General features: G+C 69.1%; 14 protein-coding genes. 2 read left to right on the top strand and 12 right to left on the bottom strand.

Features of this window, described 5'->3' with window-relative positions; translation table 11 throughout:
- The first annotated feature begins 368 nt into the window (after positions 1–368).
- Together ACIPC1_RS39275 and ACIPC1_RS39270 are read left to right on the top strand one after the other, a co-directional pair.
- Positions 369–1,262 carry an endopeptidase gene (locus ACIPC1_RS39275; protein WP_402526348.1) on the top strand — a complete coding sequence of 298 codons (894 nt, stop codon included), beginning with the start codon at positions 369–371 and terminating at the stop codon, positions 1,260–1,262.
- Positions 1,259–5,719, top strand: coding sequence for an AAA family ATPase (locus ACIPC1_RS39270; RefSeq protein WP_402526345.1), 4,461 nt, complete (start codon positions 1,259–1,261; stop codon positions 5,717–5,719). The genes ACIPC1_RS39275 and ACIPC1_RS39270 overlap by 4 nt, the downstream gene beginning before the upstream one ends.
- A 94-nt stretch (positions 5,720–5,813) precedes the next feature.
- On the opposite strand, the gene ACIPC1_RS39265 is transcribed toward ACIPC1_RS39270, so the two are convergent.
- The 12 genes from ACIPC1_RS39265 to ACIPC1_RS39210 all read right to left on the bottom strand — a co-directional run bounded on the left by ACIPC1_RS39265 (position 5,814) and on the right by ACIPC1_RS39210 (position 24,566).
- A complete protein-coding gene (locus ACIPC1_RS39265; protein ID WP_402526342.1) occupies positions 5,814–6,059 on the bottom strand; it encodes a hypothetical protein in 246 nt (81 codons plus the stop codon).
- 224 nt (positions 6,060–6,283) lie between these two features.
- Complete coding sequence (locus ACIPC1_RS39260; protein ID WP_402526339.1) at positions 6,284–7,255, bottom strand: hypothetical protein; 972 nt, start codon at positions 7,253–7,255, stop codon at positions 6,284–6,286.
- The gene (locus tag ACIPC1_RS39255; protein WP_402526336.1) at positions 7,252–7,482 is read right to left on the bottom strand and encodes a hypothetical protein; all 231 of its coding nucleotides are present in this window, start codon (positions 7,480–7,482) and stop codon (positions 7,252–7,254) included. The genes ACIPC1_RS39260 and ACIPC1_RS39255 overlap by 4 nt, the downstream gene beginning before the upstream one ends.
- Positions 7,483–7,528: 46 nt before the next feature.
- A complete protein-coding gene (locus ACIPC1_RS39250; RefSeq protein ID WP_402526333.1) occupies positions 7,529–10,684 on the bottom strand; it encodes a Helicase associated domain protein in 3,156 nt (1,051 codons plus the stop codon).
- Between the two features lie 164 nt (positions 10,685–10,848).
- Entirely contained in the window at positions 10,849–11,877 is a 1,029-nt protein-coding gene (locus tag ACIPC1_RS39245) for a TniB family NTP-binding protein (RefSeq protein WP_402526330.1), read from the bottom strand.
- Entirely contained in the window at positions 11,871–14,117 is a 2,247-nt protein-coding gene (locus ACIPC1_RS39240; protein ID WP_402526327.1) for a transposase, read from the bottom strand. The genes ACIPC1_RS39245 and ACIPC1_RS39240 overlap by 7 nt, the downstream gene beginning before the upstream one ends.
- On the bottom strand, positions 14,114–14,824 hold the full coding sequence (locus tag ACIPC1_RS39235; RefSeq protein WP_402526324.1) for a TnsA-like heteromeric transposase endonuclease subunit: 711 nt from the start codon (positions 14,822–14,824) through the stop codon (positions 14,114–14,116). Before ACIPC1_RS39235 ends, ACIPC1_RS39240 begins: the two co-directional genes overlap by 4 nt.
- 380 nt (positions 14,825–15,204) lie before the next feature.
- The gene (locus ACIPC1_RS39230; RefSeq protein ID WP_402526321.1) at positions 15,205–16,008 is read right to left on the bottom strand and encodes a hypothetical protein; all 804 of its coding nucleotides are present in this window, start codon (positions 16,006–16,008) and stop codon (positions 15,205–15,207) included.
- Positions 16,009–17,129: 1,121 nt separating this feature from the next.
- Positions 17,130–18,989 carry an ATP-dependent nuclease gene (locus tag ACIPC1_RS39225; protein WP_402526318.1) on the bottom strand — a complete coding sequence of 620 codons (1,860 nt, stop codon included), beginning with the start codon at positions 18,987–18,989 and terminating at the stop codon, positions 17,130–17,132.
- Between the two features lie 371 nt (positions 18,990–19,360).
- Positions 19,361–19,918 carry a telomere-protecting terminal protein Tpg gene (gene tpg, locus ACIPC1_RS39220; protein ID WP_402526315.1) on the bottom strand — a complete coding sequence of 186 codons (558 nt, stop codon included), beginning with the start codon at positions 19,916–19,918 and terminating at the stop codon, positions 19,361–19,363.
- Between the two features lie 88 nt (positions 19,919–20,006).
- A complete protein-coding gene (gene tap / locus ACIPC1_RS39215) occupies positions 20,007–22,097 on the bottom strand; it encodes a telomere-associated protein Tap (protein ID WP_402526312.1) in 2,091 nt (696 codons plus the stop codon).
- A gap of 57 nt (positions 22,098–22,154) precedes the next feature.
- On the bottom strand, positions 22,155–24,566 hold the full coding sequence (locus ACIPC1_RS39210) for a Helicase associated domain protein (protein WP_402526309.1): 2,412 nt from the start codon (positions 24,564–24,566) through the stop codon (positions 22,155–22,157).
- Positions 24,567–25,132: the final 566 nt, after the last annotated feature.

Genomic DNA, 25,132 nt, shown 5'->3' with positions numbered 1-25,132 from the left:
CCCTCCGGCCGCAGCATAGTGACAACCCGTCACGCGGGTGCAGGCCGCGCGACCGGCGCCAGACGACGACCGGCACCGGCTGGAGCGCAGACCGGTGGCCGGGGAGCGCCACCGCGCAGCTGGGAACATCGATTACGGCGACTACGGCCGCAGTTCGGGAATGCCTCCTCCCGGACGTCCTTGACGGCCCTGCCGATGAGCCTGTGGAGCACCGGCCACAGCTCAAGCAGGATGCCCTTGTTGAGGAAGCGGCGCAGGTCGTGCTGCGTTTATCCGTGTGAGAGGGATTGGTGCTCCGATTGGGATGCGGCCGCACCCGTAGAGTGTCCTCCCGGCACGGCAGGTCAAGGGGACAGGGCGGGTAGCGGGTGGGGCAGCAGCATGTGCTCGGGGTGCACGGGATCGGGCAGGGCAAGACATCACAGCGTGAGCTGACCAAGAGTTGGCGCGATGCCCTCGACCGCGGTGTGAAACTGCTCCACAACGCTGCGATGCCCACGGCGGAGAGCGCGCTCGCCCCGGTGCTGAAGGTGCCGCACTGGTCGGCTCTCCTGGCTGATGACGGGGGCGGGCTGAGCACGCAGACGGCATTCCCTGACGACGCGACACCGTTCACCGCGGACGAGGAGGCTTTCATCGTCCAGGCGCTGGACGACCTGCTCACCTCACAGGAACGCGACTACGCCGCGCAGGTCGACCCCACGACCCTCGGGCTGGTCAAGGTGCCGCCGAGCATCACCCGGCGTGCGATCGCCTACGACCGGCGCAAGCCCGGCGGCCGGGCCAGCAAGATCATTCTTTCCCTGCGCGAGGTTCACACCTATCTGACCGAACCGGACCTGGCCGACCAGGTCCGCCAATACGTCCTGGAGAGCGCCGACGCGCGCACCACGGTCCTGATCGGCCACTCGTTGGGCAGCGTGATCGCCTACGATCTCGTCCGTCGCGAGGAGATCGCCGCGCCCGGCACGGCGGGTGCGACCGTGCACACCTTCGTCACCTGTGGCTCCCCCCTGGCCATCCCCACCGTCCAGCGGGGCATGGGGATCACCGGCGGGCGGCTGGCGCAGATCGCCCCCCACCTTCGGTGGATCAATGTGTTCGACCCGGACGACGCCGTCACCGGCGCCGCGGGCCTGGCCCTGGCGACGAATCAGGTCAGGGACGCCGAGGTCGACAACGGCCGCCTCGACCCGCATGCCGCCGTCAAGTACCTGCGCACCCTCCCCGTCGCCCGCGCCGTCACCGCCACCTGGTCATGACCGACGAGCACGCCCCCGCCACCTCCGAGCGCCGCCTCTTCGTGATCGCCGTCAGCGACTACGACGACGGCACCCCGGCCAAACGCAGGGCCTTCCGCGAGGGCATCGACGCCCAGGTCACCGTCGTCGAGGACTGGTGGAACAGCTCTCGCCTCGACGATCAGCGCCGCTTCACACCCACCCACCCGCCCAAACCACTGCAAAGCGTTCATGACCTGAGAACGTTCCTCATCGGCAAGGACCTCATCGGCGCATCCGACGACGAAGCCCTCGTCATCTACCTCACCGGCCACGGCCTGGCCCCTGCGGGACCGCAGCACTTCCTCCGTCTGCCCGACACCCACACTGACCGGCCCCTCGCCACCGCATTCCCCACAGCCGAACTCATCGCCGCGGCCCTCGACTCCCCGGCCGAGCACGTGCTGGTCATGGTCGACTCCTGCTTCTCCGGCCGCCTCGCCGAAGAGCTCGACCGCACCCTCAAGGCCCTGCACCCCGACCGGCATGCCCTGAGCTCGCTGGTCGTCCTGGCCGCAGGCAACGAAGACAGCACACCCCGCCTGCGCGCCTTCACCGCCGCCCTGGCGGCCGTTCACGCGCACTGTGCCGACGAAGCCAACGGCTATGCCCGCTCCCACCTGAGCTGGGAAGACTTCCACACCATCCTGGACACGGTGTGGGATTCGGCGCAGATGGCCGACCTCCATGTCCTGTGGCCGCCTCGCAGCGTCAGCCGCCGTCTCGCCGCCCGTGAGCTGAGCCCCTGCCTGCCCAACCCCGGCCACACCGACACCGCCCTGCTGGAGGACGCCCGCAGCCAACTGGGATGGACACGGCCCGACGTCGACGACTACTGGATCACCAGGGCCAGCGGTCAGATGTCCGGCGATGCGGGCTGGTACTTCACCGGCCGCACCGCACTCGTCACCCGCATGAACGCCTTCCTCGCCGGCAGCGGCAGCACGCTCATCGTCACCGGGCAGGCCGGCTCCGGCAAAAGCGCGCTGCTAGCTCGCCTGGTCACCCTCAGCGACCCGCGTTTCTGCGACAACCCCATCTACCGCCCCTACCTGGAGGCGATCCCAGAAGAACTGCGGGTGCCCATCGGCGCCATCGACGCCGCGGTGCTGGCCCGCAACACCGACCCGCAGGAACTGTCCGCCGCGCTCTACCGGGCACTCACCGGCCAGCCCGTGCCGGCCGGCACGGACGCCTCCGAACTGCTGCGCGGCCATGCCCGCACCGCCCTGGCCCGCACCGGCCGGCCGCTCACCGTGGTCGTCGACGGCATCGACGAAGCGAAGACCCCCCGCCGCATCATCACCGACGTCCTGGGCCCCCTCGCCGCCCTGCGCAGCGACGGCCAAAACGCGGTCCGGCTCATCCTCGGCATCCGCAGCTCACCACCCCCCTCCCGCCACACCCTGCCGGTCAGGGACACGCACGCCGAACGGGGCCTCCTCGACCTGCTCCGACAGGCCACCCACGCAACCGCCCCACTGCGTACCGACGATGACAGTGCACAAGAGGACATCGCCGCCTACACCGCAGCCCTGCTGCACGCCGAACCCGCCACAGGATCCCGGCTGGTCCACCGCAGTGACCAGCCCATTGCCGACATCGCCGCCGCCATCGCACAGGAAGTCACCCCTTCCTTCCTGGACGCCCGGCTGGCCGCCCAGCAACTGCACGCCCGCACTTTCCTGCCCGCGCCGTCCGACGCCTCATGGCGCCGCCAACTGCGCGAGGGCACCCAGGAACTGCTGCGGCAGGATCTCGCGGACGTCGCTCAGCACACCCGCACCAGGCCCGAGGACCTTCTGGCTGTCCTGCGCGCCACGGCGTTCGCACTGGGCGCCGGACTGCCGTGGGCGACCGTGTGGCCGACCGCCGTCCGCGGCCTCGAACCCGGCTGCGACAGCCCGGAAGCGACGATCCGGCTGGTGCGCAACAGCCGCCTCACCGGATACCTGACGACCGCCGTCGAGGACGGCCGAACCGTTTACCGGCCCATCCATGAACGCGTCAGCGAAACCCTGCGCACCGCCCCTCAGACCCTGCTCATCGAGCAGCCCCTGCCCGGTTTCGATGACACCCCTGACACCGGCAGCACCCAGGTACATGCCCATCTGACCCACGCCTTTGCCCGTCTGCTCGCCGCCGCACCCCAGCCGCCGCCGCATCCCTACCTGCGCCGTCACCTGATCGCCCACGCTGAAGCGGGCGGTGTCCTCGACGACGCGCACATCCCCGCATCGTTCCTGCCCTTCGAAACCCACGGCCGCATCCGCGGCGCCCTGGGACTTCCCGTCACCGCTCAGACAGCCACCCGGCGCCTGGCGGCCTGGTCCCGCATCGAGCCGTTCCTCGGCGACGCCCCGCCCGCCGCCCGGGCCGACAGCCTGGCACTGGCCGAACTGGCCGAACTGGCCGAACAGGCCGACAGCGCCCAACCCGTGCCGCACCCCGACACCCTGCCCCGGCCGCCGTCACTGGTGCCCCGTTGGAACCGGCTCCGCCTGCCCAACAACATCCTCGCGGGCACCCCCAGCGGTGTCTGCCAGCTTGTCACCTTCCGCAGCGCGGACCGATCGACCATCGTGGCTGCCGGTCACGTCGACGGCTCCGTCACCATGTGGGATGCCCGAACCGGAGTCCCCTTCGGCGCACCCTTCACCAACCTCGGACCCTATGTCCGCGCCATGACCGTCCTGAGCACACGCCGGAGGAGAACCGCCCCGCTCCTTGTGGTGGGCAGCGATGCCGGCCTGTGGCGGTGCGACCCGGACACCGGACGCATCTGGAAGATGCTGGAGGGCCGCATCAGAGCCATCGCATCCTTCACCGGACCGGACCGGGACACCTTGCTGGCCGTTGCGACGCCGCAGGGCGTGCTCACGATGGACCCCTACACCGGGGCCATCGTGCGCGAACGTCCGCACACGCTTGAACGCCGTCCCGCCACCGTCCACGCCCTGGAGACCGTCGCGCTGCCCGACGGCCAGACGCTGCTGGCCATCGGAGAAGACGGCTCACACATCCCGCTGCTGGACGCGCACTCTCTCGAGAGCGCCGGCCAGCTGCCCGGCATGGGCATGGGCACCTCGGCGCTGCAGGCATTCACCGACCGGCACGGCCAGCCTCGTCTGGCCATCGCCTCCCGCTCGGGCAAAGGCGTGCGGATCTTCGACCCCGTCACCAGACGACCACAACCCCACGCTCCCATCCGCCGGTCAGTGGCCTCGATGGCCCACTTCCCCGACCTCGCCTACAACGGGCTGCTGGTCCTCGCCAGCGGTGTCGACGGAAGCATCACCCTGGTCGACCCCGACGACGGAGAACAGTTCTACACACTGCCCGCCGAACACACCAAGGCCATCCGAGGCCTGGCCGTCCTGCGGGTGGGCAGGGAACCGTTCGTCGTGTCCGGTTCCATGGACGGAACCGTCCGGCTCTGGGATCCCGCCCGCGACGACATCCACGACAACCGGAGCGCCGGCCGGCACGCCGACCATGTCGCCCTCCTCCCGCAACAGGCCGGCCCGCCCCGCCTCATCACCGGCTACGACGCGAGCACCCTCACAGAGATCTCTCCCACAACCGGGCGCACGACGTCCTACCCGCACGATGGCCCCGACCTTCCCGGCCACCACATCACCGCCCTGGCCGCCCCGGAGAACGCCTCCCGCCACCGTCCCACGCCCCTTGCCGTCGGCTACAGCGACGGAAGTCTTCGCATCCTCACCGAAGAAGGCGGCCACCATGTCCTGCAGACACCGTTCGACCACACCCGCCGCAGCCATGCACGCACCCTGCTCTTCCTGCCGACCGCACCGTCCCAACCCCCTGTCCTGGCCGCGGGGTTCAGCAACTCCTGTCTCGTCTGCTACACCCTCGATGACGAGTACGCCCCAGGCAGGGACACACTGCACGCCGACGGCACCATCCGTGCCCTGGCCGCAGCACCAGCCGGCGAATCACCCCTGCTGGCGGTGGCCACCCGCACCGTCCGCCTGCTGCACCCCGGCCAACCGGCCCACGCCCGCCTGCCCCAGCGCATCGGCACCGCGCACAGCCTGGCCTTCATCACCCTCCCTGCTGCACCAGACCCGTTCCTCGCAACCGGCGGCGCCGACGGCGTCATCAGACTGTGGAACCCCGCCACGCCGCGTAGGGAAGCTCTGCCTGTTCTGCAAGGCCACCGAGGGAAAGTGACCGCCCTGACCGTTCTGCACCACCCGGCCCACTCCCAGCCCCTGCTGCTTAGCGCCAGCACGGACGACACCACTATCCGGGCATGGGACTGCCAGAGCGGCGAAGAGATACTGCGGTTGGTCACCGCGGCCCCCGTGACTGCACTCGCGGTGCTCCCGCCCGACACCCACGGCCAGGACAGTCAGCCGACCATTGTCTTCGGTAGCCCCCGAGGGATCGCCGCGTCGACCGTGCACCTCTGATCCTCGTCCGACCAGAAGCCGACAGCCCGGCCCCAGCCCTGTGCCTCGTGAACGGGGAAGACCCCGGATCGGGCAACGCGCCAGGCGAAGGTGATCACCGGCAGCCTCGACGGCCTGCACCATATGTGTCTGCTGCCAGGCTGCGCACCAACTCCCTTTGCCCGTCGTGCAGATGCTCTGATGAGGCCTGCTGCTCGTGCAGCCACTGGCGGGTCTGCGCCTCGTCCGGTCTGCCGGGCCACCACACCATGCCGTCGGGCAGACCGTGGAGGTGATGGCGGGCGGCCCAGTAGTACCGCTGCCAGTCCAGTGGCCAGGGCGGGTTCCACCAGGTGTCCACGGTAGTGAGCTGTCGGCCGAGATGTCGTCGCCCAGTTTTTCTGAGTTGTTGCTGTGGCTTCGAGCTGGGGTTTCTCAGTTCTTCTGAGTGTTGTTCGAGGCGTCCGGGGTGCGCGGGGGTGTGGTTCTGGGTGGAGCCGTGGTGGGCTGACCTGTGCAGATGTGGTCTGTGCAGGTTGGTTGATCGTGGTGCAGTTTCAGTGGGCTGCTATTTGGTGGGGTGGGTCAGGTGGTGTCGGGGTTGGTGAGTTCGTCGTGGGTGAGGGTGACGCGGGTGGCCTTGCCGGCTTTGCTGGCGGTGGGTGGCAGGACGCGGACGTGGATGAAGTAGACGCGGACGCCGGTGAGTTCGGTGTACGGGGGCCATGCGCCGGGGGTGCCGTGGGTGGGTAGTTCCAGGAGCTTGTCGGTGATGTTGTAGATGACGAGGTAGGCGGTGTGCTGCCCGTAGTCGTGGGCGTATTTGACGATCTGGTGGACGCCTTTGACGAGGTAGCTCTTGCCTCGGCCGCTCCCGTCGAAGATCTTTCCGTCGCAGACGAGGGGGTCGCGGCCGTCGAGGTCGCCGATGAGGTCGGCTTCGCCGGAGGCTGAGCGGGGTTTGGCGTGGGTGATGTGGTCGCCTTCGAGGAAGAGGAAGCGCTGGAGGTCGAGGTTGTAGACCTCTTCGCCGTTGGCGCGGTCGGTGTCGAAGCGGGTGTAGAGCTCTTCGCGGTCGAACCATTCGATGCGGGTTCGGTAGCGCTCGAGGGTGTGCAGGATGCTGCTCTCGGCGCCGACGCGTTCGCTGAGGTAGTCGAAGAGGGGCTGCAGGATGTCTTCGGCGAATTCCCGCCAGCTGTCCTGGGGGCGCCTGTTCATGCTGTAGCCGCTGGCGGTCTGCCACCCGATGGCGGGGTTATCTGCTTCGTCTTTGGCGATGCCCTGCATGAGGTTCCAGATGAGGGTGGCGCGTCCTTCGTCGGTTCGGCTGCTCCAGGTGAACTGAGCGTCGTCGGTCAGGCCGGCACGGAAGCGTCCGTGGTCCAGATCTGGTTCTGCCCGCGTTGCTTCTTCAAGGAGGCCTGTGAGGGCCGGTTGGCTGTTGATCCAGGTGACGGCGAGGTGGACTTCGTGGCCGGCGCTGGAGAAGGGCGCGGTCATGAGTTTGCGCAGGCGTTCGCGTACGGCGACCTGGAGGCGCTGCTGGTATTTCACCGGAAGAGGCCTTTCAGGGCTTGTGTGATCTGCTGCTGGATTGCATCGCCGGCGTTTTGGGCGCTGCCGGTCTCGTCGACCAGCCAGATGTGGGTGTAGCAGCAGGGGCAGGTCACGGCGGTCTGGGCCACGACCTCCGAGTAGCGGACCCACATCAGGTAGCCGCAGTTGGGACAGGCCGTCTCGAGGTCCGTGCTGAGGAGCTGTGTCGCGAGGGATTCGCCCATGGCGGAATTGTCCCGCATGGGTCTGGCAGTGGTGGTGTTGTCGGTTCTATCCGGGGTGGATGCCGATGGTGGTGAGGAGCTGTTGCTGGTCAGGGTGGAGGGTGTTCCAGCGGGTGCGTTGCCTGTTGGTCCATCGCTGGAGGGCGGGGGAGGGGGCCTGGCCGTTGCGGTGGTTGAACTTCGTCTGCTGGTAGGTGCGTTGCCAGATGCTGGGCCAGGGTGGGTTCCACCAGGGGTCGAGGGCGTCAAGGACGTGGCTGGTGGTGGGGGAGAGGCGGCCTTGTCGGGCTCTGCGGCGTGTTTGTACGAGCCAGTCGCCCAGGGCGAAACCGTCGTGGTGGGTGTCTTTGCTGCAGGCGAGGTGGCCGTGGGCCTGGGCGTAGGTGCGGGCGTGGGCGAGGCCGGGGCTTGTGGGGTAGACGCGGCTGGTCCGGCGGCGGGCGGCGGCTTCGGGGGTGATGTCCAGGTCGGTGAGGAGTTGTTGCTGTTGGGGGCGTAGCAGTGTCCAGGCGGCGTGTTGTGCTCTGATCCAGGTGCGTACGTCGGCCGGGACACCGTGGGGGCGGGTTTGTGTGGTGTGGGCGCGGGTGCAGGCGCGCTGCCAGGCCAGGTCCCAGGGCGGGTTCCACCACGGGTCGATCGTGGTGAGGGCCTGGTGGCGGGCGCTGGGGGTGGTGTCGCGTCGGGCTTGTTGGCGTTGGTCGTTGAGCCAGCGGCCGAGGGGGAAGCCGTCGTGGACGGTGGAGTAGGCCACGGCCAGGGTGTGGTGGATGTTGGCGTAGGCGCGGGCGTGCGCAAGCGCGGTTTCGGCGTAGGGGTTGAGGGGCCGGGTGCGGGCGCTGTCGTGGGTGAGGCCGATGTCGGCCAGGAGGCGCTGCTGGCCGGGGTGGAGGTCGTCGTAGTGGTTGCGTTGTGTGCGTAGCCAGGTGCGCTGGGCGGGGTCGAAGCTGCGGAAGTGGTGGTCGGCGTCGAGCCGGTGGCCGGCCTTGATCTGGTCGTGGATGTGCTGCCAGGCGCGCTGCCACGCCAGGCTCCAGGGCGGGCCCCACCAGGGATCGACCCTTTCCAGCGCCTTCGCCGCGGCAGAGGCAGGTGTACCCCGGCCGGCGTCGGTACGGGCGTGCTGGCGCTGCCGGCGCAGCCATCGCCCGAGCTGGAAGCCATCGTGGACGGTGTCGATTCCGGCGGCGAGGGTCCCGTGGATGGCGTGGTAGGAGCGTGCGTATCCGAGGCCGACGGTGAAGTCGGCTTCGCGTTCGGCGGGCCGGGCGGCGGCACTTCGGGCCTGGTCCGCGGTGATTCCGATGCGGGCGAGCAGGTCGTGTTGGTCGGGCAGGAGGGTGGCGTATTGGGCGCACTGGGTGGTCAGCCACGTTGCGAGTGCGCTGGTGGTGCCGGGGAATCCGGCCGCGGCGTCCAGGGCGTGGCCGTTGTGGACGTGTGTTTGGGCCTGGTGCCAGGAGCGCTGCCATTCCAGCGTCCAGGGCGGGTTCCACCAGGGGTCGATCGCCGACAGTGCCAGCGCGCGGGGCGAGGGGGTGCCGTGACGCAGCTGGTGGGCGCGGTCCTTGCTGCGCTGGTTGGACAGCCACTGTCCCAGCTTCAGTCCGTCCTGGATGGTGTCGGTGGTCGCGTTCGCCAGCGTGCCGTGGGAGTCGGCGTAGGTGCGGGCACAGGCGAGGAAACGCTGGAAGTGGGTGGCCATGTGCTTGCGGCGGGGCCGGGCCGCCCGGGCGCTGTCGTGGGTGAGGCCGATGTCGGCCAGGAGGCGCTGCTGGCCGGGGTGCAGGGTGTCGTAGCCGGTGCACTGGTTGTAGAGCCATTCACCCAGGCCGAAGCTGGTGGTGGGGAAGCCGTGTTCGGGCCGCAGGGCTCCGCGGGCGCGGGTGTGGTCGCGGGCCTGGTAGTAGAAGCGCTGCCACATCACTGTCCACGGTGGTCGCCACCACGGATCCAGCGTCTCGAGTTCCGCGACGTGTTCGGGTGGCATCGCGGGGAATTTCCGGTGGTTCGACAGCCACCGGCCCAGGGCGAAGCCGTTGAACCGGCTGTGGATCGGAGCGGCGAGGTGGCCGTGGACGGCGGCGTAGGCGCGGGCGTGCGCGAGACCGGTCGTGAATGCCTGGGTCGACGTGTGCCGAAGTCCCAGGTGAAGCCGCGTTGCGTCCTCTGCCTTCTCCGCCTTGTGGGCGGCGTCGCGGTAGGCCTGCAGTTCCCGGGCAACGGGCCGGGGCCGGTGCGCCATGTGCAGCGTCCACACCCGGCCCGCGGCGGCCGCGTCCGCAGGGGAGCGCACACAGTGCTGCGCCCAGACCAGCAGGGGACCGGCCGAGGTCGAGGCGATCCGCTCGGCAAGCCACGGCCGCCTCGTGACCCGCGCCAGCTCGGTGACCAGTTCCGGGGCGTACCCGAGAGTGTGCGGCACATGCCCACCGGTGTCGTCGAGCAGCCGCTGCCGGGTACGTTCGCCGGTCAGGACCGAGGCGAGGGCGACCGTCTCCGGATAGATGACCGCGTCCCGCACCAGCAGCCGCCACCAGCCCTGATCAGCCCCAGGCGGCGCAGTCTGACGTTCCCGGCGCGGCCACTGCTCCTCCTCGGGCCACTGCTGCGCCCACCAGGAGACGACCACGGCATGGGCGACCGCGAACGCCTCGACCGCGTCGGGCCGATGACGCAGCAGCGCCAAGTGCCGCCGGTGTGCCGAGAGCATCTCGGGCAGCCCCGCCAGATCGATCTGCTCGGTGCCGGCCGGCGCGCCGTCGATCCAATGGGTGCCGAGCATCCAGCACCGGTGGCGCGGGCAGATCCGGGTGTGCGGCTGCAGATACACCCGGGCGGGCTTGGTCCGTCCGGTGCGCGCGGCGGTGCACAGCCGGCAGCCTTCCCCCGCGACCGGCACCACACTCCCGAAGCGGAACCGCCCAGCTGCACCCGCACCGTCCGGCGAGACGGGCTCTTGGGCGCTCCAGGCGGGCAGGGCCCGCTGAAGGATCTCCTCGGGCACACGGCTGAACGCGGAGACGCGGGCACGGGCTTCGGCGTTGAGGTACATCTCGCCGTCCGTGCGGTAGCCCTTGAACAGGCCTCCGCCGACCTGGAGGAGTGCCGGGATGAGGTCTCTGACGCCGAGCCGGTAGCGGTCGGCCAGCCGGTCCAGGTACGACAGGTTCGTCTCGCCCTGCAGCGGTGCGAGTCGCACCGGCCCTGGACGTGCCGCAGCCGTACGCGGCGGCTGCGGCTGCGGTGGAAGAGAGTCGTGCATGAGGGGGCAGAGGTCGTTCCTGGAGGGGGTTCGGATGTGCTGGCATCCGAGCCGCGGCCAAGTGGGGGAGCGGGACGGACGGTTGAGGAAGACGCCGACAATCAGGGCCGGCGTTGCGAGGGCATCCGGCGGCGGTGCGGTGCCCGGGCCCGTTGTTCGGCGGCGCTGTCGAGCTCGATCTGTTCGAGCAGTTTCTTGGTGATCTTCTCGGTGCCGTCCAGCAGCGAGACCAGGGCGGCTTCGCGGACGAGGTGGGAGAGGCTGCCCATGCGGCCGCCGGTGCGGGCGTGCAGGTACGCGGCGTGCGTGAGCAGCGTGCCGGGCCGGTGGCGGCGCAGCCGCAGGGCGCTGTCCATGCTGTGTACCAGGTCGTGCCAGATCTGCTTGTCGGCCGGGCTGCCGTGGCGCAGCGGCTGGTTGCGCACGATTTTGAAGCGGCCGGCGAGCTGGGAGCCGCGCACACCGGTCAGCAGCGGTGAGGATTCGACGTCGATGCCGGAGTAGACGAAGGTGGCCGGGATCCGCTCGCCGAGGTACTTCAGCTGGTCGGAGGTCTCGGCGCCGGCCCGGCTGCGGGTGTCCATCAGGTGTACGTCGTCGACCAGGACCAGCTGGGTGCCCATCTCGCACAGCAACTCGCACACGGCGTTGGTGATCTGGATCTGGTTCATCCGCTCCAGCATCGGCAGGCCGAGGAAGCGGGCGAACTCGCTGATGAGCATCTTCGGGGTGGAGGACGGCGGCACCGTGATGAACAGGACCGGCAGACGCTCGTCCTGGTTCGGGTGGCGGCGCCGGTCGGCGAGTTCGACGGTGCGCCCGAGCTGCTGCATCGCGGTGGTCTTCCCGGTGGTGGCCGGCCCGGAGATGATCAGGCCGCGTCTGGCTCCGCCCTGCTGGCCGCGGTTGAGCAGCAGCAGGCGGCGTACCGCGGTGGAGATGATGTCCATCGCGGGGGTCTTCAGCACCACGAACCGTGCGTGGTAGTCCTCCCGTTGCTCCAGCGTCCATTCCTGGTCGTCGGCGTCCCGTGCCGGTGCGTGGGGCGTGTCGACGAACTGCTGCCATCCGTCCCACGTGGTCAGCGGACTGAAAGTGCTCGTGGTGGCGGGTTGGGCCGCTGTCACCATGCCTGGGCCTCCTGGTACGGGTCGTAGATGCGCATGCCGCCCGCTCCGGCGGCGTCCAGCGTCTGCTCAGCGGCCTGGTCCCGGGGCGTTTCGGCCGTCGGCTCGGATGCTTCATCCGCGCGGCCTGCCGCGGCGTCCTGGCCGTCGGCGAGGGCGGCGAGAAGGTAGTCCTCGTCGTCCGGGTCGTCCTCGATGTCGTCCAGGCTGTCGTCGGCGTCCCAGCCGTCAGCATCCTGAAGCGGGACGGTGAAGGAACCGGGCAGCCCGAACGAGGCCCCCGGTGCGAGAGGAGCAGGCCACTGCTGCGGGGTGGTGGCGGGGGAGGGATCGGTCATCTGCGCGGCCGCCTGGGCCCGGGCGGCTACCGTCCGCTCTCGCCTGCTGCCTAGTCCCTGGCCGGCACGGCGCAGCAGCTCATCGAGTGCCTGGGCGATCGCTGCCTCGTGCTCTTCACGGCCATGCCGGCGTTCCACGGTACGGCGGACGTGGTCGAAGGTGAACGCGGTGAACGGGCGCCTCACCGCCCCCGCGTGGACCCACGGCACCTCGAGCCATCCCTCGGGCAGGCGCACCCACACCCGGTTCGGATCGTAGGGGTTGTGGTGGACCTCCCACCGTCCGTTCTTGTCCGCCCGCGGTGAGCGGCGGCGCCGGTAGGGGTTCAGGCCGGGGTGGTCGTAGGTGCGGTAGCTGAAGCGGACGCCGTAGTCGTTGACGGCCTGCCACCGAAGAGGCAGCAGCTCGACGTAATCATCGGCGGACAAAGGCACCGGTACATGCCCCGTCAACGCCACCAAAGCCGCCCACATCTCGTTCGGGGAGACGGCGACCCGCGGCATCATCGGGTGCCGCAGCGCCTCGTGCCGGCGCTCCTGCCACCCGCAGATGACCCACTCGTCCAGCAGTTCCTGAAGCTGCGTCAGGCTCCAGCAGGCATCCTGCTCCGCGGCCGCGCCCCGCTGGGAGACTTCCGAGCCGGTGTGGCCCGGCAGGTACTGGCTGAACCCGTCGGCAATCGCGCGGAAGGTCCGCTCCACGTTCCCCTTCGCCGGGCCGTTCGCCGGCGGCACCGGCTGCACCGACACCCCCAGGCTCTCGCACGCCGAGACGAACGACGCCGACACGTACACCCGGCCCTGGTCCACCACCACCGTCTCCGGCATGATCACCGGCCGGGCGGCAGCCCGCTCCAGCCGCGCGTCCAACGCGATCAGCCGCTCGTAGGGAATGACCGACCGCTGCATGGACAGTGCCGCATCCCAGCCCGGCCGCATCGCCGTCGGCACCACCATCTGCGCCAGCAACATCGCCGCGTCCACCGACGTCGTGCCCACCGGACGCACCACCGCGGCGCAGATGCTGCGCGTCGCCACGTCCAGCGCGATGCACAGTTCAAGACGGCCGGTCACCCCGTCGTCCAGCACCGCCAGTACATCCAGCGGCGTGCTGTCCAGCATCACCAGCTCGCCCGGCCGCAGTGCCACCGTCGGCGTGAACGGAGGTGCTGGCCGCGACGCATGCCACCGCCGCTGCGCCGCCGTCCCCAAAAGGCCCTGTCCGTCGGCCACCGCGTGCACCAGCCGGTTGAACGTCGACGCCGGAGGCAGGGCCACCGCCCCGGCGCCGTACTCCTCCTCCAGCAGCCACCCCACCCGTCGGCGCAGCCGCACCAGCGTGCCCGTCGACCGCTCCCGCTGTCCCTCCAGCACCTTCCTGACTGCCGCGACCACCCGCTCATCGGCCCGCCCCACCGCCGATCGCTCCCGCGCCGCCCGGCCGTCCACCAGCCCCCACAAGCCCTCGCTGCGGTAGCGCGCCCGCATCCGGCGCACCGTCGCCGCACTCGCCGCCCAGCCCGCCGCCGTCAACTCCTCGGCCTTGGCCCGCTCCCGCTGCGCCAGGCTCCGTGTCGCCGGATCGAACTGCTCACGCGGGGCGCCCTGCCCGACCGCGTCAGGAAAGCCGGTCTCCACCTCCCGCACATGCCGCTGCCACGCCAGAGCCCGCTCCCGCACCTCCACCGGCAGCGCCTCCAGCAGGCCGAACGGCGGCACGCTCCCCGGCGCCGGTCCGCCTTCCACCTCGAAGGACGGATCGGCGAACAGGTAGGGCAGCAGCACCACCGCCGAGGCGCCCTCGTCGGTCACCAGCGTGGCCCGGGCGCCCTCCAGCACGGCGAGTGTCCATACCCGTCCGTCGTAGCGAAGGCGCGCCCCGACCTCGACAACCGCCTGCGTCACGCCGCTTCGGCCTCCTGCCGTGCGACCGAGACGGCGGCACGCTCGTGCAGCGGCTCGTCCAGCCGCACCCGCAGCACACCGCTCCACAGCGCGTGAAAGACCGCAGGCCACACGGCGATCGGGTCACCCAACTCACACACCGCCTCCACCGCCGGCCGCGGACTGGCGAACACCTCCACCAGAGCTGGCGTCCGCGGCCCTGCGGCGTACCTGGGATGCCGGTAACCCGCCAGCCACCGCACATTGGCCACCAACACCGGATCCGGCGGCCCCGCCAGCCGGTAGGACCAGCCCGCTGCCTTGGCGGCAGCCGCCACAACCCGTGCCCGCGCCGCCAGCCGGACAGAGGGTCCGCTACGTCCGGCGCAGTCGAGCAACAGGCCGCTGCCGTCCTGAAGCCTGGCCATCAGCTGCGGCGCATGACCGACGGCCTTGCTTTCCTCACGCCACACCAGCTCCACTGGCCGACAGGCCAGCGCCACCACCGCCGGTTCCCGGTCCAGCAGCATGAGCTGGGTCCGCATGACACCGGACCCGTACGCCACCAGCCGCCCGGTCGTCGACGACCACCACCAGCCCGGAGCCACACGCCGCCCGGGCCGGACGGGGAAAGGCCGTACCGCAGGACTCTCCTCGAAGACGACGTCCTGCGCAGCCTCAAGCCACGGGACCTGACGCGAGCACCCCAGAGGGTCTCGAAAGCGCACATCGATCAGGCCGGCATCTACAGCCGCAGCTTCTTCGCGTCGAACAGCACCACCCGTACTGTGCGGCTCGGGGATGCGGCACCCGGCCCCGGGCACCGCGGACGATGCGGCCTCCTGGCTGCTGTCGATGATCACGAACTCCACATAACGCCATGCCTGTCCTGCCGCGCAGGTGAACCGGCCGGTAACCCCCAACCGCGTCAACTGCGTTACCTCGCAAGCCTGTTGGGCTGCGTGCGCGGGCCAGGATGCCACCCAAGCTCGCCGGTGTCAGTGCGAACTCCTGCACTTTCCGGCTGCCGGTCCGCCCTTCTTCGGCGCCCCTCGCCGCTCCCAGAGCGGACTGTGGCGCCAGGGTCGTTGCTCAGCCGCCGCCGGCGTCAGCCTTCGGTACGGCTTGCTGCGAGCACCCGGGACAGCTCCGCGGCGGGCATTCCCGCCCACCGGGCGACCTCTTCCAGAGGCATCCCGGCGTTCACCGCCAGCAGGGCGGTCCGCTTCCAGGCGTTGTCGATGAGGGCGGCGCTGTGGCGGAGAGTGCGCAGGAGCTGTTGGGCGACGTCGGCGGTCGGCCCGGTCTGTACCCCGCGCAGCTGCAACAGTTGTTCCTCGGCGTTCTTGATCGTGCTGGTGATCAGTGCCCGCTGTTCGGCGGGCACCGTCGCGCGCCACATCGTCCCCGAGCCGGGCGCCTTCTTCTCCTTGCCCAGTACCCGCAGCTGTCCGGCCATGGTGGCGGGCTGGTGTTCCTGGCGCAGCCACCAGGGGTCGTTGTCGTATCCGGGCGGTCCGCCGGTGCCGCGGCGGAGGCGGATGACGGCGCCCATCCAGGAGGTCAGCGGGCCGCCGTAGTCGGTCGCCGCCAACGGCCCCAGCCACTCCCGCCCGACCCGCTCACCGAGCCTGCGGCAGAACGCCCCGTCGGCAGGCAGCCCCCGCGGCCGCCCGGCACCACTGTCGGCCCACACCAGTTCGGCCATGGCCGGGTCCAGCAGCGCGTCGGCAACAGCCACCACCTCAGGGAAGACGACCGCGTCCCGCCCCACGATCCGCCACCACTCCAGCTCCGCCCCGGCGTTGCCGCCCGCGACCTGATGCAGCCGCCCCGGCCAGATGGTCTCGCGCTCCCAGTGCAGGGCCTGTTCCCACCACCGGGCGACCACCGCATAAGCCAGTGCGAACACCCTCTCCGGCTCTGCTCCGGCCCGTGCTGCGCCGCGCCACACCGGCCCACCGCCGCTGCGCCGCGGCCACCTCCGGCACACCCCGCACGTCCAGATGCTCAAGCGGCTGGTCGGCGTCCGCGTCCAGGAGCCACCGCGGGTGCCGGAGGCACACCCGTTCCCATCGCGGCGCGTACCGCACCACCCGCACGGCCGTCCCCGTGCGCCCGGCGGTGCACAGGCGGCAGCCGAAGGCGACCGGACCGGCGACCGCGCCGCCGGTCCGCCACGCCGCCGCCGGCACCCCGTTCTTTCCGGCCGACAGCTTGGCGTCCTCCTGTCCCCAGGACGGCAATGCCCGCGCCAGGACGTTTTCCTCGACGCCGCACAGGCCTGCCAGGAACTGCCGTCCGGCTGCGTTGAGCAGCACCTCGGCGTCGGCCCGCGCGCCCCCGCCGTCGTGCCCAGGCGGGTAGTTGCGCCACTGCCAGCACAACCGCAGCACTTTCGCTTCCATCCTGTAGCGGTTTGCGATGCGGCAGATCAGCGACGAGGTCGTCTCCCCTCGCAGAGGGGCTGTCCGCAGGAGGGCGGGGCGATGGGTCACTTCACTACGGTCTCGTGTTCGCCGATCCGGGTGGGCTTTTTCGCAGTAAGTGAAGGGGCTTCTCGGGGGCCCGCAGAGCCAAGCAGTGGCTCGAGAGCACGATGCGGCCAAGCCCAAGTGTCTACCTGGAGCTCGTCGACGCAGGTCGACACACTCCAAGCTTCCGTACGGTGATGCACCGGGGGCTGGCCGGCATCGCTTCTTCGGGACAGCGTTGACAGACGCGGAAGGTTGCACAGACCAGTACGGATCTCTGCCTGCTCGGCTGGGTTCTCGCTCTGCCGATTGTCAGTGCTTCGTGGGACTCTTTGAGTACGCCAGTGACGGACCGAGTGGAGAGTGTTGAGGTGTGTGCCATGGCCGTGCGTGTTCGGCATACAGATCCACCCGCGCCGTCCGGGTGCCGGTGGTGCGGTGAGGAAAAGAGCAGACACGGCCGACGGTGGGTGGCTTCTGCTGGAGTGCACTCGTGGGAGGCGCCCACCCGTGAGCAGCGTCTGAGCAGGATGAAAGCCCGCCGTTCAGCGCGGCTGGCTCATTCGTCCTCGGACCAGTGACGCAGCCCAGCCTCGCTGGCCACCTTGATCGCGTCATTGAACGACTTCACCAGGGCCGGCGGAACATCTGAGGGCTGCCGCAGTCGCTGTGCCAGCTCGACGACCATGCTCTCCTTTTTACGCGGAGCCTGCTCGGAGTGCTGGTACAGCAGGCTGTGAAGCGACTTGCTGAACTTGCCGGTCCGGCGCAGGTCTGCGACATCCTTGGGTGTCCATTGCTGCTCGTCCTTGCGAGGCCATTCGGCGTTCATGGTGTCGGCCCACTGATCATCGCTGAAGACGTCCTCCAGTTCGTTCGGGTCTCCGAGGAAGAGGCAGTCCTTCTCGGTGAAACCGTACTTCTCCAGACGATTGAGGCTGAACTCCTTTTCCTTGTCGCGGATCGAGTCGCCGTCGACCAGGAACATGACGGTGCGCTTGTGCTTCTTGAGGAATTTGGCGAAGTTGAGGGCGCCGTCGTTGCCGCCGCAGTCCCACAGTGCGATGCCCGCGGACTGGATCGGGTAGCCGAACGCCAGCTTGAACAGTGCCGGCAGTGCCGCGTACTCGGTGGGACCCTCCACGCCGACGAAACACCGTTCGTGCAGGAGGACACTGTTGCGGAAGCCCAGGGAAACCGCCATGTTCGACATGAAGCGCCGGGTGTCCTCGTCGCTGTCCTCTGCGCCGAGCGACTGTACGTAGGCTCGTCCGTCTCGGCTGTTGAGGTGCACGATGTCTTGGATGTCGACGCCGTCGATCAGGTTCAGTGAATGAGTGGCGACGATCACGGTGGACTGCTCGGCCGATGCCGACACCTTGATCATCTGCATGATGCGACGCTGGTGGTCGTAGTCCAGATGGGTGTCGGGCTCGTCATAGGCGATGATCACGCCGGGACTGTCGTCGGAATTCTCCGACAGCAGTTCCTGACTGGCTTCCCACAGCGCCAGGGAAACACGGCGTGACCGGCCAGAACCTGCTGCTGTCAACGACACGGCCCGCTGGCCCGGAGCTGCAGCGGTCAACGACAGGCTGTTGACGGTCGGTCGGAACTGGACGCCCGGCTCCACGGTGAAGGCATCGAATGCGCACCGCTCCTCGACCAGCTTCTGCAACCGGACGACGTCGTCTTTGAGGAGAGCGGCGAACTCCTCCTCCAGATCCGTGACTTTCTTCCGGGTCTCCTCCCGCAACGTGTACTCACGCAGCTTCGCCGTCAGGATGCTGCGTACGACTGCTTCAGGAGACTCGGCCGCTTCTCCCTTGAAATACAGCAACTGAGGAAGTGCAGAAGCGACCGCCTCGGGCGCCACTACCCAGTCGGTGACTTTGTCGTCGGTGCCGGCGGCGTGCTCCTTGAGCAGCTCTGCCCAGCTGTCCTTCACGTTCGGCTTGCCCTCGGCCAGCTTGAGCCCAAGCTCAGAGGCCAGGTCCCTCAACTCGCCGGCCTTCAGAGGGGTGATGTCCCGCAGGGCCGGATTCCGCGGCACCTCCGTCAACCACTCCAGACAGCTGCGCCCACCCTCCACATAGCGCCGGCGCACCCGCAGAAACGGTCCCGTGCCGAGCGACTTCTCCTCCGCCGCAGAAAGAGCGAATCTGCCTTCGACCGTGACCGTACGCTGCTCCTCGTCCTGGTCCGCGGGCAACGCTGCGCGCACGGGCTCAGCCTCGGCGAAATCGGAGATGTCGCTATCGATGATGCTGCGTTCACCGAGGAGGACCGCGATCGCGTCTAGCGTCGCTGTCTTCCCACAGTCGTTGTGCCCGGTCAAGATCGTCTGCTTGTGGATCGGAATGCTCTCGACGTGGCCCAACGAACGGAAGTTGCTGACGCTGAGTTCGACGAGTCGCACGCTGCTCCCTTGCAGTACGGCACGCGCGCGTGCGGTGGGCAGCCAGCAACGCGTCGGTGTAACGCCCCCATTTACAACGAGATGGAACTCTAGCGCCTGCCGGGACGTGGGGGAGGGCCATCACTCGAAGGTGCGCTTGGTGGCTCTGGGCTACGTGTTGCTCTCGAGCGGCAGTCGGGAAGCAACTGCCCATCCGGAGCGCCAAGCCGTCGAACTCACGTGAGTGACCAGAGGACGGAGATCTCAGCGCGGATCGAAGCGTGATCTGGCCGCGTGCCGTTCGGTCAGATGGATGAGCGGTTGGGGCCGGGGGCGCGGACGGTGGGGAGGTCGGTTCAGTCGGGGTGCGGGGCCCGCCGGTGGGCGTGAGGTTAGTAGTCGAGGTCGAGGTAGTCGATGTCGTTGAGGGTGACGTCGGAGAGGCCTATGGCGCGGCCTCCACCGTCTTGGAAGTAGATCTCTTTGAATCCCTCAGCGATGATCCCTCGCATTTGCTGGTCGCTGGCGCCCGTGTTGCGGGCGTCGAACAGGCGTTGCGCGTAGGCCGGGGGGAGGTGCACGGTGAGCCGCCGGAAGCGTCCGTCGTCGGTCGTGCCGACCGGTGCGGTGTACCCGAAGCGGGCCCTCGTCTCCACCGTGATCCCGCCGGAGGTCGCGGCCTGCTTCTGCCGGCGTTTGCGCACCTGGGGCTGCCAGCGTTGCCGTACCGCGTCGTCGATCTTCGCGGCGACGTCGGCGCGGGCGTGTTTGCGGGCGCCGCGCCGGTAGCGGTTGACGGAGTCGGCGGTGACCCCGAGCTCCTGCGCGACGGCCTTCGCGCTGCCCAACTGCTTGAGCAGGTAGCCGATCTGACCCTTCAATGTCTTCGGCGGCTGACGGGTGAACGCTTCCCGGTCGGCCCGCTCGATGGCGTCCTCGATCTCTGCCACGGCTCAGCCCTTCTCGACGGTGTGGTCCTGGCAGCCCGTGTCGGCCAGCGGGAAGCTCTTGGGCGTCGAACCGGCGTCGGGCACTGGCCTACTCTCCTTCGTCGAGGACGGCGTCGCCGCCCTTGATGTGGCGGGCCGGGTTGAGGCCCTTCTCCATCAGGTCGACCGCCCACAGCATCGTCTGGACGCCCTCCAGCTTGGCCAGGCCCGGCGTTGGTCCGAGGCGGAATCCGCCGGGCTGCGGCTTACCGGAGGCGGCGTACGGCAGGAAGTCCAGCGGGCTGTCGCCCGGGCTCGGGTAGACGACGCAGTCGGACAGTACGGCGAGCGGGTACAGGCCCGTCATCTTGACCATGTTGTTGAGCTTGCGGTGCATGTTGACCCGGGCCTTGGAGATGACGGCGGCGCGGATGTCGGGGCGCCAGGTCGGGCGTTCCAGGGCCGGCCACCGCTCGCCTTCCTTGTAGTGCTTGCCCTGGGGGCGCTCGCGGAGCTTGCCGACGCCGCCCTTCACGGTCGCCTTGACGGCGGCGAGCACGGCGGCCATCGCCGGGTCGACCTGCTTGTGCTGCTCCATCGCGGCGAGGAACTGGCGGTCGTCCAGGTCCTTTGTGACGCCGAGGTCGGCGAGGGTGTCGACGTACGCGGTCTTGAGCCGGTCGTGCCACGGGTCCAGGTACGCGCCGGTCTCGCGGCGCAGGTACGCCTCGATCGGAGCGACGTTGTGGCCGAGCTCCTGGGCGTAGGCGGCGGTGTGCGTCTGGTACCAGGCAGGTCCCGTCGGACGCTCGCCGGTCGGCGTGAACGGCGAGGGGAGACGCGGGTCCAGTTCGATGTGGGACAGGTCGACCAGCCAGGAGCCGGGGATCTTCGGGTTGAACGCCGGGGCGTGGAAGTGGTCCGGGGCGGAGAGGCCGACGACCAGACGGGCCGCGGCGGCGAGGAACGCGGTGTTGAGGTCCAGCCCGACCGCCAAGGGCAGCACACACTCCTCATCGGACAGCGTCTCCACCGACCGTACCCACTGGTACGCCTCTTCATTGAGGAACCCGCCGCTCCAGCCGGAGTTCACGACGACGGGGTGCTCCGGGGTGGCCTCCGGCGGCGCCGGGTCCATCGGCTCCGTCCCCAGGGAGCCCGCGTTGTGGCCGGACACCCAGCTCCCGCTCGCCGGGTCCTGCACGGCCTTCGTCGGCGGACGCAGCGCCGTCATCAACTCCAGGCCCGAGACGGCCGTGGAGCCGCGCGGCGTGATGACCCGCTGGGCGTAGACACCGAGGACGCGGGCGATGTCGGCTGGCTCCATCTCACAGAGGCCGGGCCACGACCGCTCATCGAGGGCGTCCCACGACAGGATCGCCAGCTGCACGCACTGCCGCTCACGCCCCTGAGCCTTGCGGTAGACCCTTGCCCACGGACCGAACCCACGCTGCGTCAACTGCCACTTCGCCTTCGCCACTTCCTTGACCACCGGGTGGTCCTCGGGCAGGCGCAAGGAGCGGCGCTGCTCATGGCCCTCCAGGCGCTCGGGCAGCCCGAGCTTCACGGCGGCCGCCGCGGTGAGGACGATCAGCGGGTCGGAGTCCTTGCCGTACCTGTTGAGCTTCGCCGCACCGAGACCGGACTCGCGCAGCGTCCACTCCACCAACTCCGGGATGGTGGTCGCCGGGCAGTCGAGCACGATGCCGCCCACGCCGTACGCGGAACCGTCACCGTCCAGCACCGCGAGCGGACCATGCGGGAACCGCGAGTCGACGGCGGGCGCGGAACGCTTCTTCGCCGGACGGTGCGACGTCGCCGACTCAGCCTGGACGACGGGCACCTCCACTACGGCGGGCGCCTCGGGCACGGCCGGGCCGGTGAACGTCTCCGCAACCGGTTCCGGGTTGAGCGCGGGAGCCGGGGCGGGCGTGACAGCGGGAGCTCCGTGGGCCGGGTACTTCGCGGCCCACCCGTTCAGCAGCCGCTGGTAGGCATCCAGGCGCGGCGCTTTTGGCTCCGAGCGGCCGTTCTCCCAGTTCTTCACCGACTGGGTCGTCGTCTTCAACGCGGTGGCGAGGCGGGCCTGGGTGATGCCGGCGGCCTCACGAAGCCGGGCACGCTCCGCCGGAGGCGGGAGATGCGGCTCCTCGTTCAACAGGGCGTCGACGGACGCGAACAGCTCTTCCTCAGATGCCATTCCCTGCACCTTCACATCAGGACCCGATACTGCTTAACCAAAAACTTAGCCCACTCCTTAACCTTCCTGTGCCCATTCCAACCCCAGCGCGGCGAGCGCGGCGAGTTTGTCGGCGGTGAGCTTCGCGCGGCGGCTTTTGCTGTTGCTGAGGAACACTCCGAGTTTCACGGGGTGTTCCTGACCGTCGACCATGATCGTTTCTGTGTGGCCTCTGGGGACGGTCACGGAGCCGGTGCGGGCCTTGTACTGCGCCAGGGCCGCCACGCCCCGTTCGAAGGCTCCCACGGGTGTCGTGGACGGTTTCGCGGGCGCCTCGGGCTGCGGGGCGGGCGCTACGACACCGAGAGCCTCCAGGCGTTCGTGCTGTCCTTCGGTCAGGGCCTGCCAGATCGCCGGGGTCTGCTGTTTCGCGGCCCATCGTCCGATGTCCATCCCGTGGACGGTGACGCCGGGTAGGACGTCGACTCCACGGGCTTGGCCGTCTTCGTCGGCTACGAGCTCGCGCAGCGCCGCATAGTGCCGCTGCCAGTCCGCTGGCCATGCCGGGTTCCAGTCTTCGTCGACGGCTTCGAGTGCTGTCTTCCAGTCGGGGTGGTCGTCCAGCGCACCGGGACGCCGCAAATTCGCGAGCCACATTCCCAAGGGTCTGTCCAGCATGGCTGCTGTGCGGGGTGCGCAGAGTGTCCAGTGTTGGTCGTAGTAGGCCTTGGCGGCTTCCAGGTTTTCCTGGAACCTTTCATCGGCCATCGACCAGACCATGCCGAGCCGCTCCAGCCGTTGCGCGCGCTGCCCGTTCATCTCGCCGGCTCCGTACGCCCGTCGCTGCTCCGCCACCCACTGTCCAAGTGGTGTCGCGCCCTCGCGGTGTCCGTAGGGCACCCTCGCGTTCCCGACTCGCTCGACGTACGTCTTCAGCTTCGCCCAGCCGCGTGCCCAGTCCTGGCGTTCGGTGTCGATGACGTTGAAGGACACCCAGTCCGCGACCATCACCGGATCTCTGGGGGCGGCGAAACGGAGCAGCAGGCGAGATTCGTCCTCGCCTTCCTCGGGCGGCGTGCCGATGTGCTGGGACGGTTGCGCGACGTCCTTCTGCGGCTCCTGGGGGATCGCCAGTAATTCGATTGCCTCTTCGTCATGAGCGCGTAGACCTTCCAATACCTTCACCAACGGGCGATACGATCCCGAGGTGAACATGTCTTCCGGCTTCTCCCCGGGCTGGAGAAATACCGGCACGATCAGAGAGGCAATCTTGCCCTGTCCCGGCTTCTGACGCAAAGCGCGCCCGATGGCCTGGACAATGTCATGCGGCGCGCCCTTGGGATCCAACAGAGCAACACTGTCCACCGCTCTGATATCAACGCCCTCACCCAGGACGCGGCAATTCGAGAGAATGGCACGCAGTGCCGTGGTGCCGAATTTTCCCAGGACTCCGCGCCGGCGCTCGGGCACGTGCTCGCCGCACAGCCAGTCGGCCCAGATCTGCGCCGGGTACCTCTCGGGCTGGTCCGCGTGCAGCTTGGCCGCAACCCTCTCCAGGCCTTCCGCGTACGCCTGTGCCTCAATGGTGCGGTGGTGGAAGGTGATGCACGTCGACAGGTCGTGCTGCGCCATGGTGTGCAGGAGCGCGGCCTGCAAGGCCCCGAGCCGCTGACCACGTACCTCCTCGCTGCGCCGCTCTTCGCCCATCAGCCGCTCGGGCGTGACGACCGGGTCCTGGAGCTCCAGCACGATGATCTGGTACCGCGCGAGCAAGCCACGGGACACGGCCGACGCGAGCGACAGTTTGTACAGGACGGGCCCGAAGACGTCCTCATCGTCCATGGAGGCTGCCATCTCCTGGGGGAGCGGGTCCCGCACGCCCTCGGCGATCTCCCAGGTCGGGGGGCGCTCCTGCCAGATCCGCGGCGTCGCTGTCAGGTACAGTCGGCGCGCCGCCGGGATGATCCCCTGGTCGTGCACGGCGGCCCAGGCCTTGCCCATCGATCCGCTTGTCCTGTGGGCCTCATCGACACACACCAGATCCATCGGAGTCAGCTGCTGGCCGTAGGCGCCCTCGAAAGCCTCCGCGAGGACACCGAGGCTGGCGTACGTCGCGTAGATGGTGACCGGCCCCTGCCCGTGCCACAAGGCGAGCTGGACAGGATTGGTCGTGCTCCTGACTTTGAGGCTCCACAATTCCGGGTCGTCCTGGAGCGAACACACTGCGACCGCCGGACCCGCATGCCCAGCCGCATTCCACGCCTGCACCGTCTGACTCAGCAGATCCAGCGTCGGCACCAGAACGAGAATGCGCCCCTTGGGTGCGATCCGCTTTGCCGACGCAGCCGCGATGATGGTCTTTCCCGTCCCGCACGCGGCGTGCACTTGACCGCGCAGGCCGTTCACGGGAATACCGCCCGGCGAGACATCGAGCCCGCGCACAATAGCCGCAACAGCCTCGGTCTGATGGTCACGCAGTTTCACGGCCATTCCCGTGTTCTCCTTTTCGCGGAATGTGACCCACAACCCGAAAGGGAATCCAGGAGCGGCGAGAGGTTCGGGGTGGTGCTGTCTGTTCCCAGACTCTACACAGCGCACCCCCAAGATGCATCACCCTCACATGAGGTTCGCCCTCTAGGATGACACTTGACTGATTCCCGCCCATGGCGACAGGTTGACGTGTACGTTGGCGGGGTGTCGTTGGGTTGCCCGTGCGGGCAGTTGAGCACGGGGGAGGAGTTCGGGTGGAGCGCAGCGGAGCCCGTCACTGCGGTGGGCTGGCACCTGCTCGGCCGACGATCCGTCACTTCCGTTGCAGGGGTGGTGGCTGGGATTTCCAATAGCTACACAGGCCCACACATGATGCAGCCCTCTTGCTGCCAGCCTCGGCGACCGCGCTTGCGCGGGTGCCCCAATTCGCGCTTGCGCGAATTGCATTCCGTTCCAGAATTCCGTTTACGGAATTCCATTCCCGCGTTTACGCGGGAATTCGAATTGCGCTTGCGCAATTCGCGCACTATGCAGCGCGCCAGCGCTGCATATCCCGCTCCGCGGGG

Source organism: Streptomyces sp. NPDC087263 (genome assembly GCF_044744645.1).
Lineage (GTDB): Bacteria > Actinomycetota > Actinomycetes > Streptomycetales > Streptomycetaceae > Streptomyces.
The sequence above is the reverse complement of the archived record's forward strand: the minus strand, read 5'-3'. Positions and strand labels throughout refer to the sequence as shown.

What these genes read in the sequence shown, in the direction of transcription:
- ACIPC1_RS39270 (WP_402526345.1), top strand. Translation starts at nt 1,259, where the DNA reads ATGACCGACGAGCACGCCCCCGCCACCTCCGAGCGCCGCCTCTTCGTG.
- ACIPC1_RS39255 (WP_402526336.1), bottom strand. Translation starts at nt 7,482, where the DNA reads ATGGGCGAATCCCTCGCGACACAGCTCCTCAGCACGGACCTCGAGACG.
- ACIPC1_RS39245 (WP_402526330.1), bottom strand. Translation starts at nt 11,877, where the DNA reads ATGGTGACAGCGGCCCAACCCGCCACCACGAGCACTTTCAGTCCGCTG.
- tap (WP_402526312.1), bottom strand. Translation starts at nt 22,097, where the DNA reads ATGGCATCTGAGGAAGAGCTGTTCGCGTCCGTCGACGCCCTGTTGAAC.
- ACIPC1_RS39210 (WP_402526309.1), bottom strand. Translation starts at nt 24,566, where the DNA reads ATGGCCGTGAAACTGCGTGACCATCAGACCGAGGCTGTTGCGGCTATT.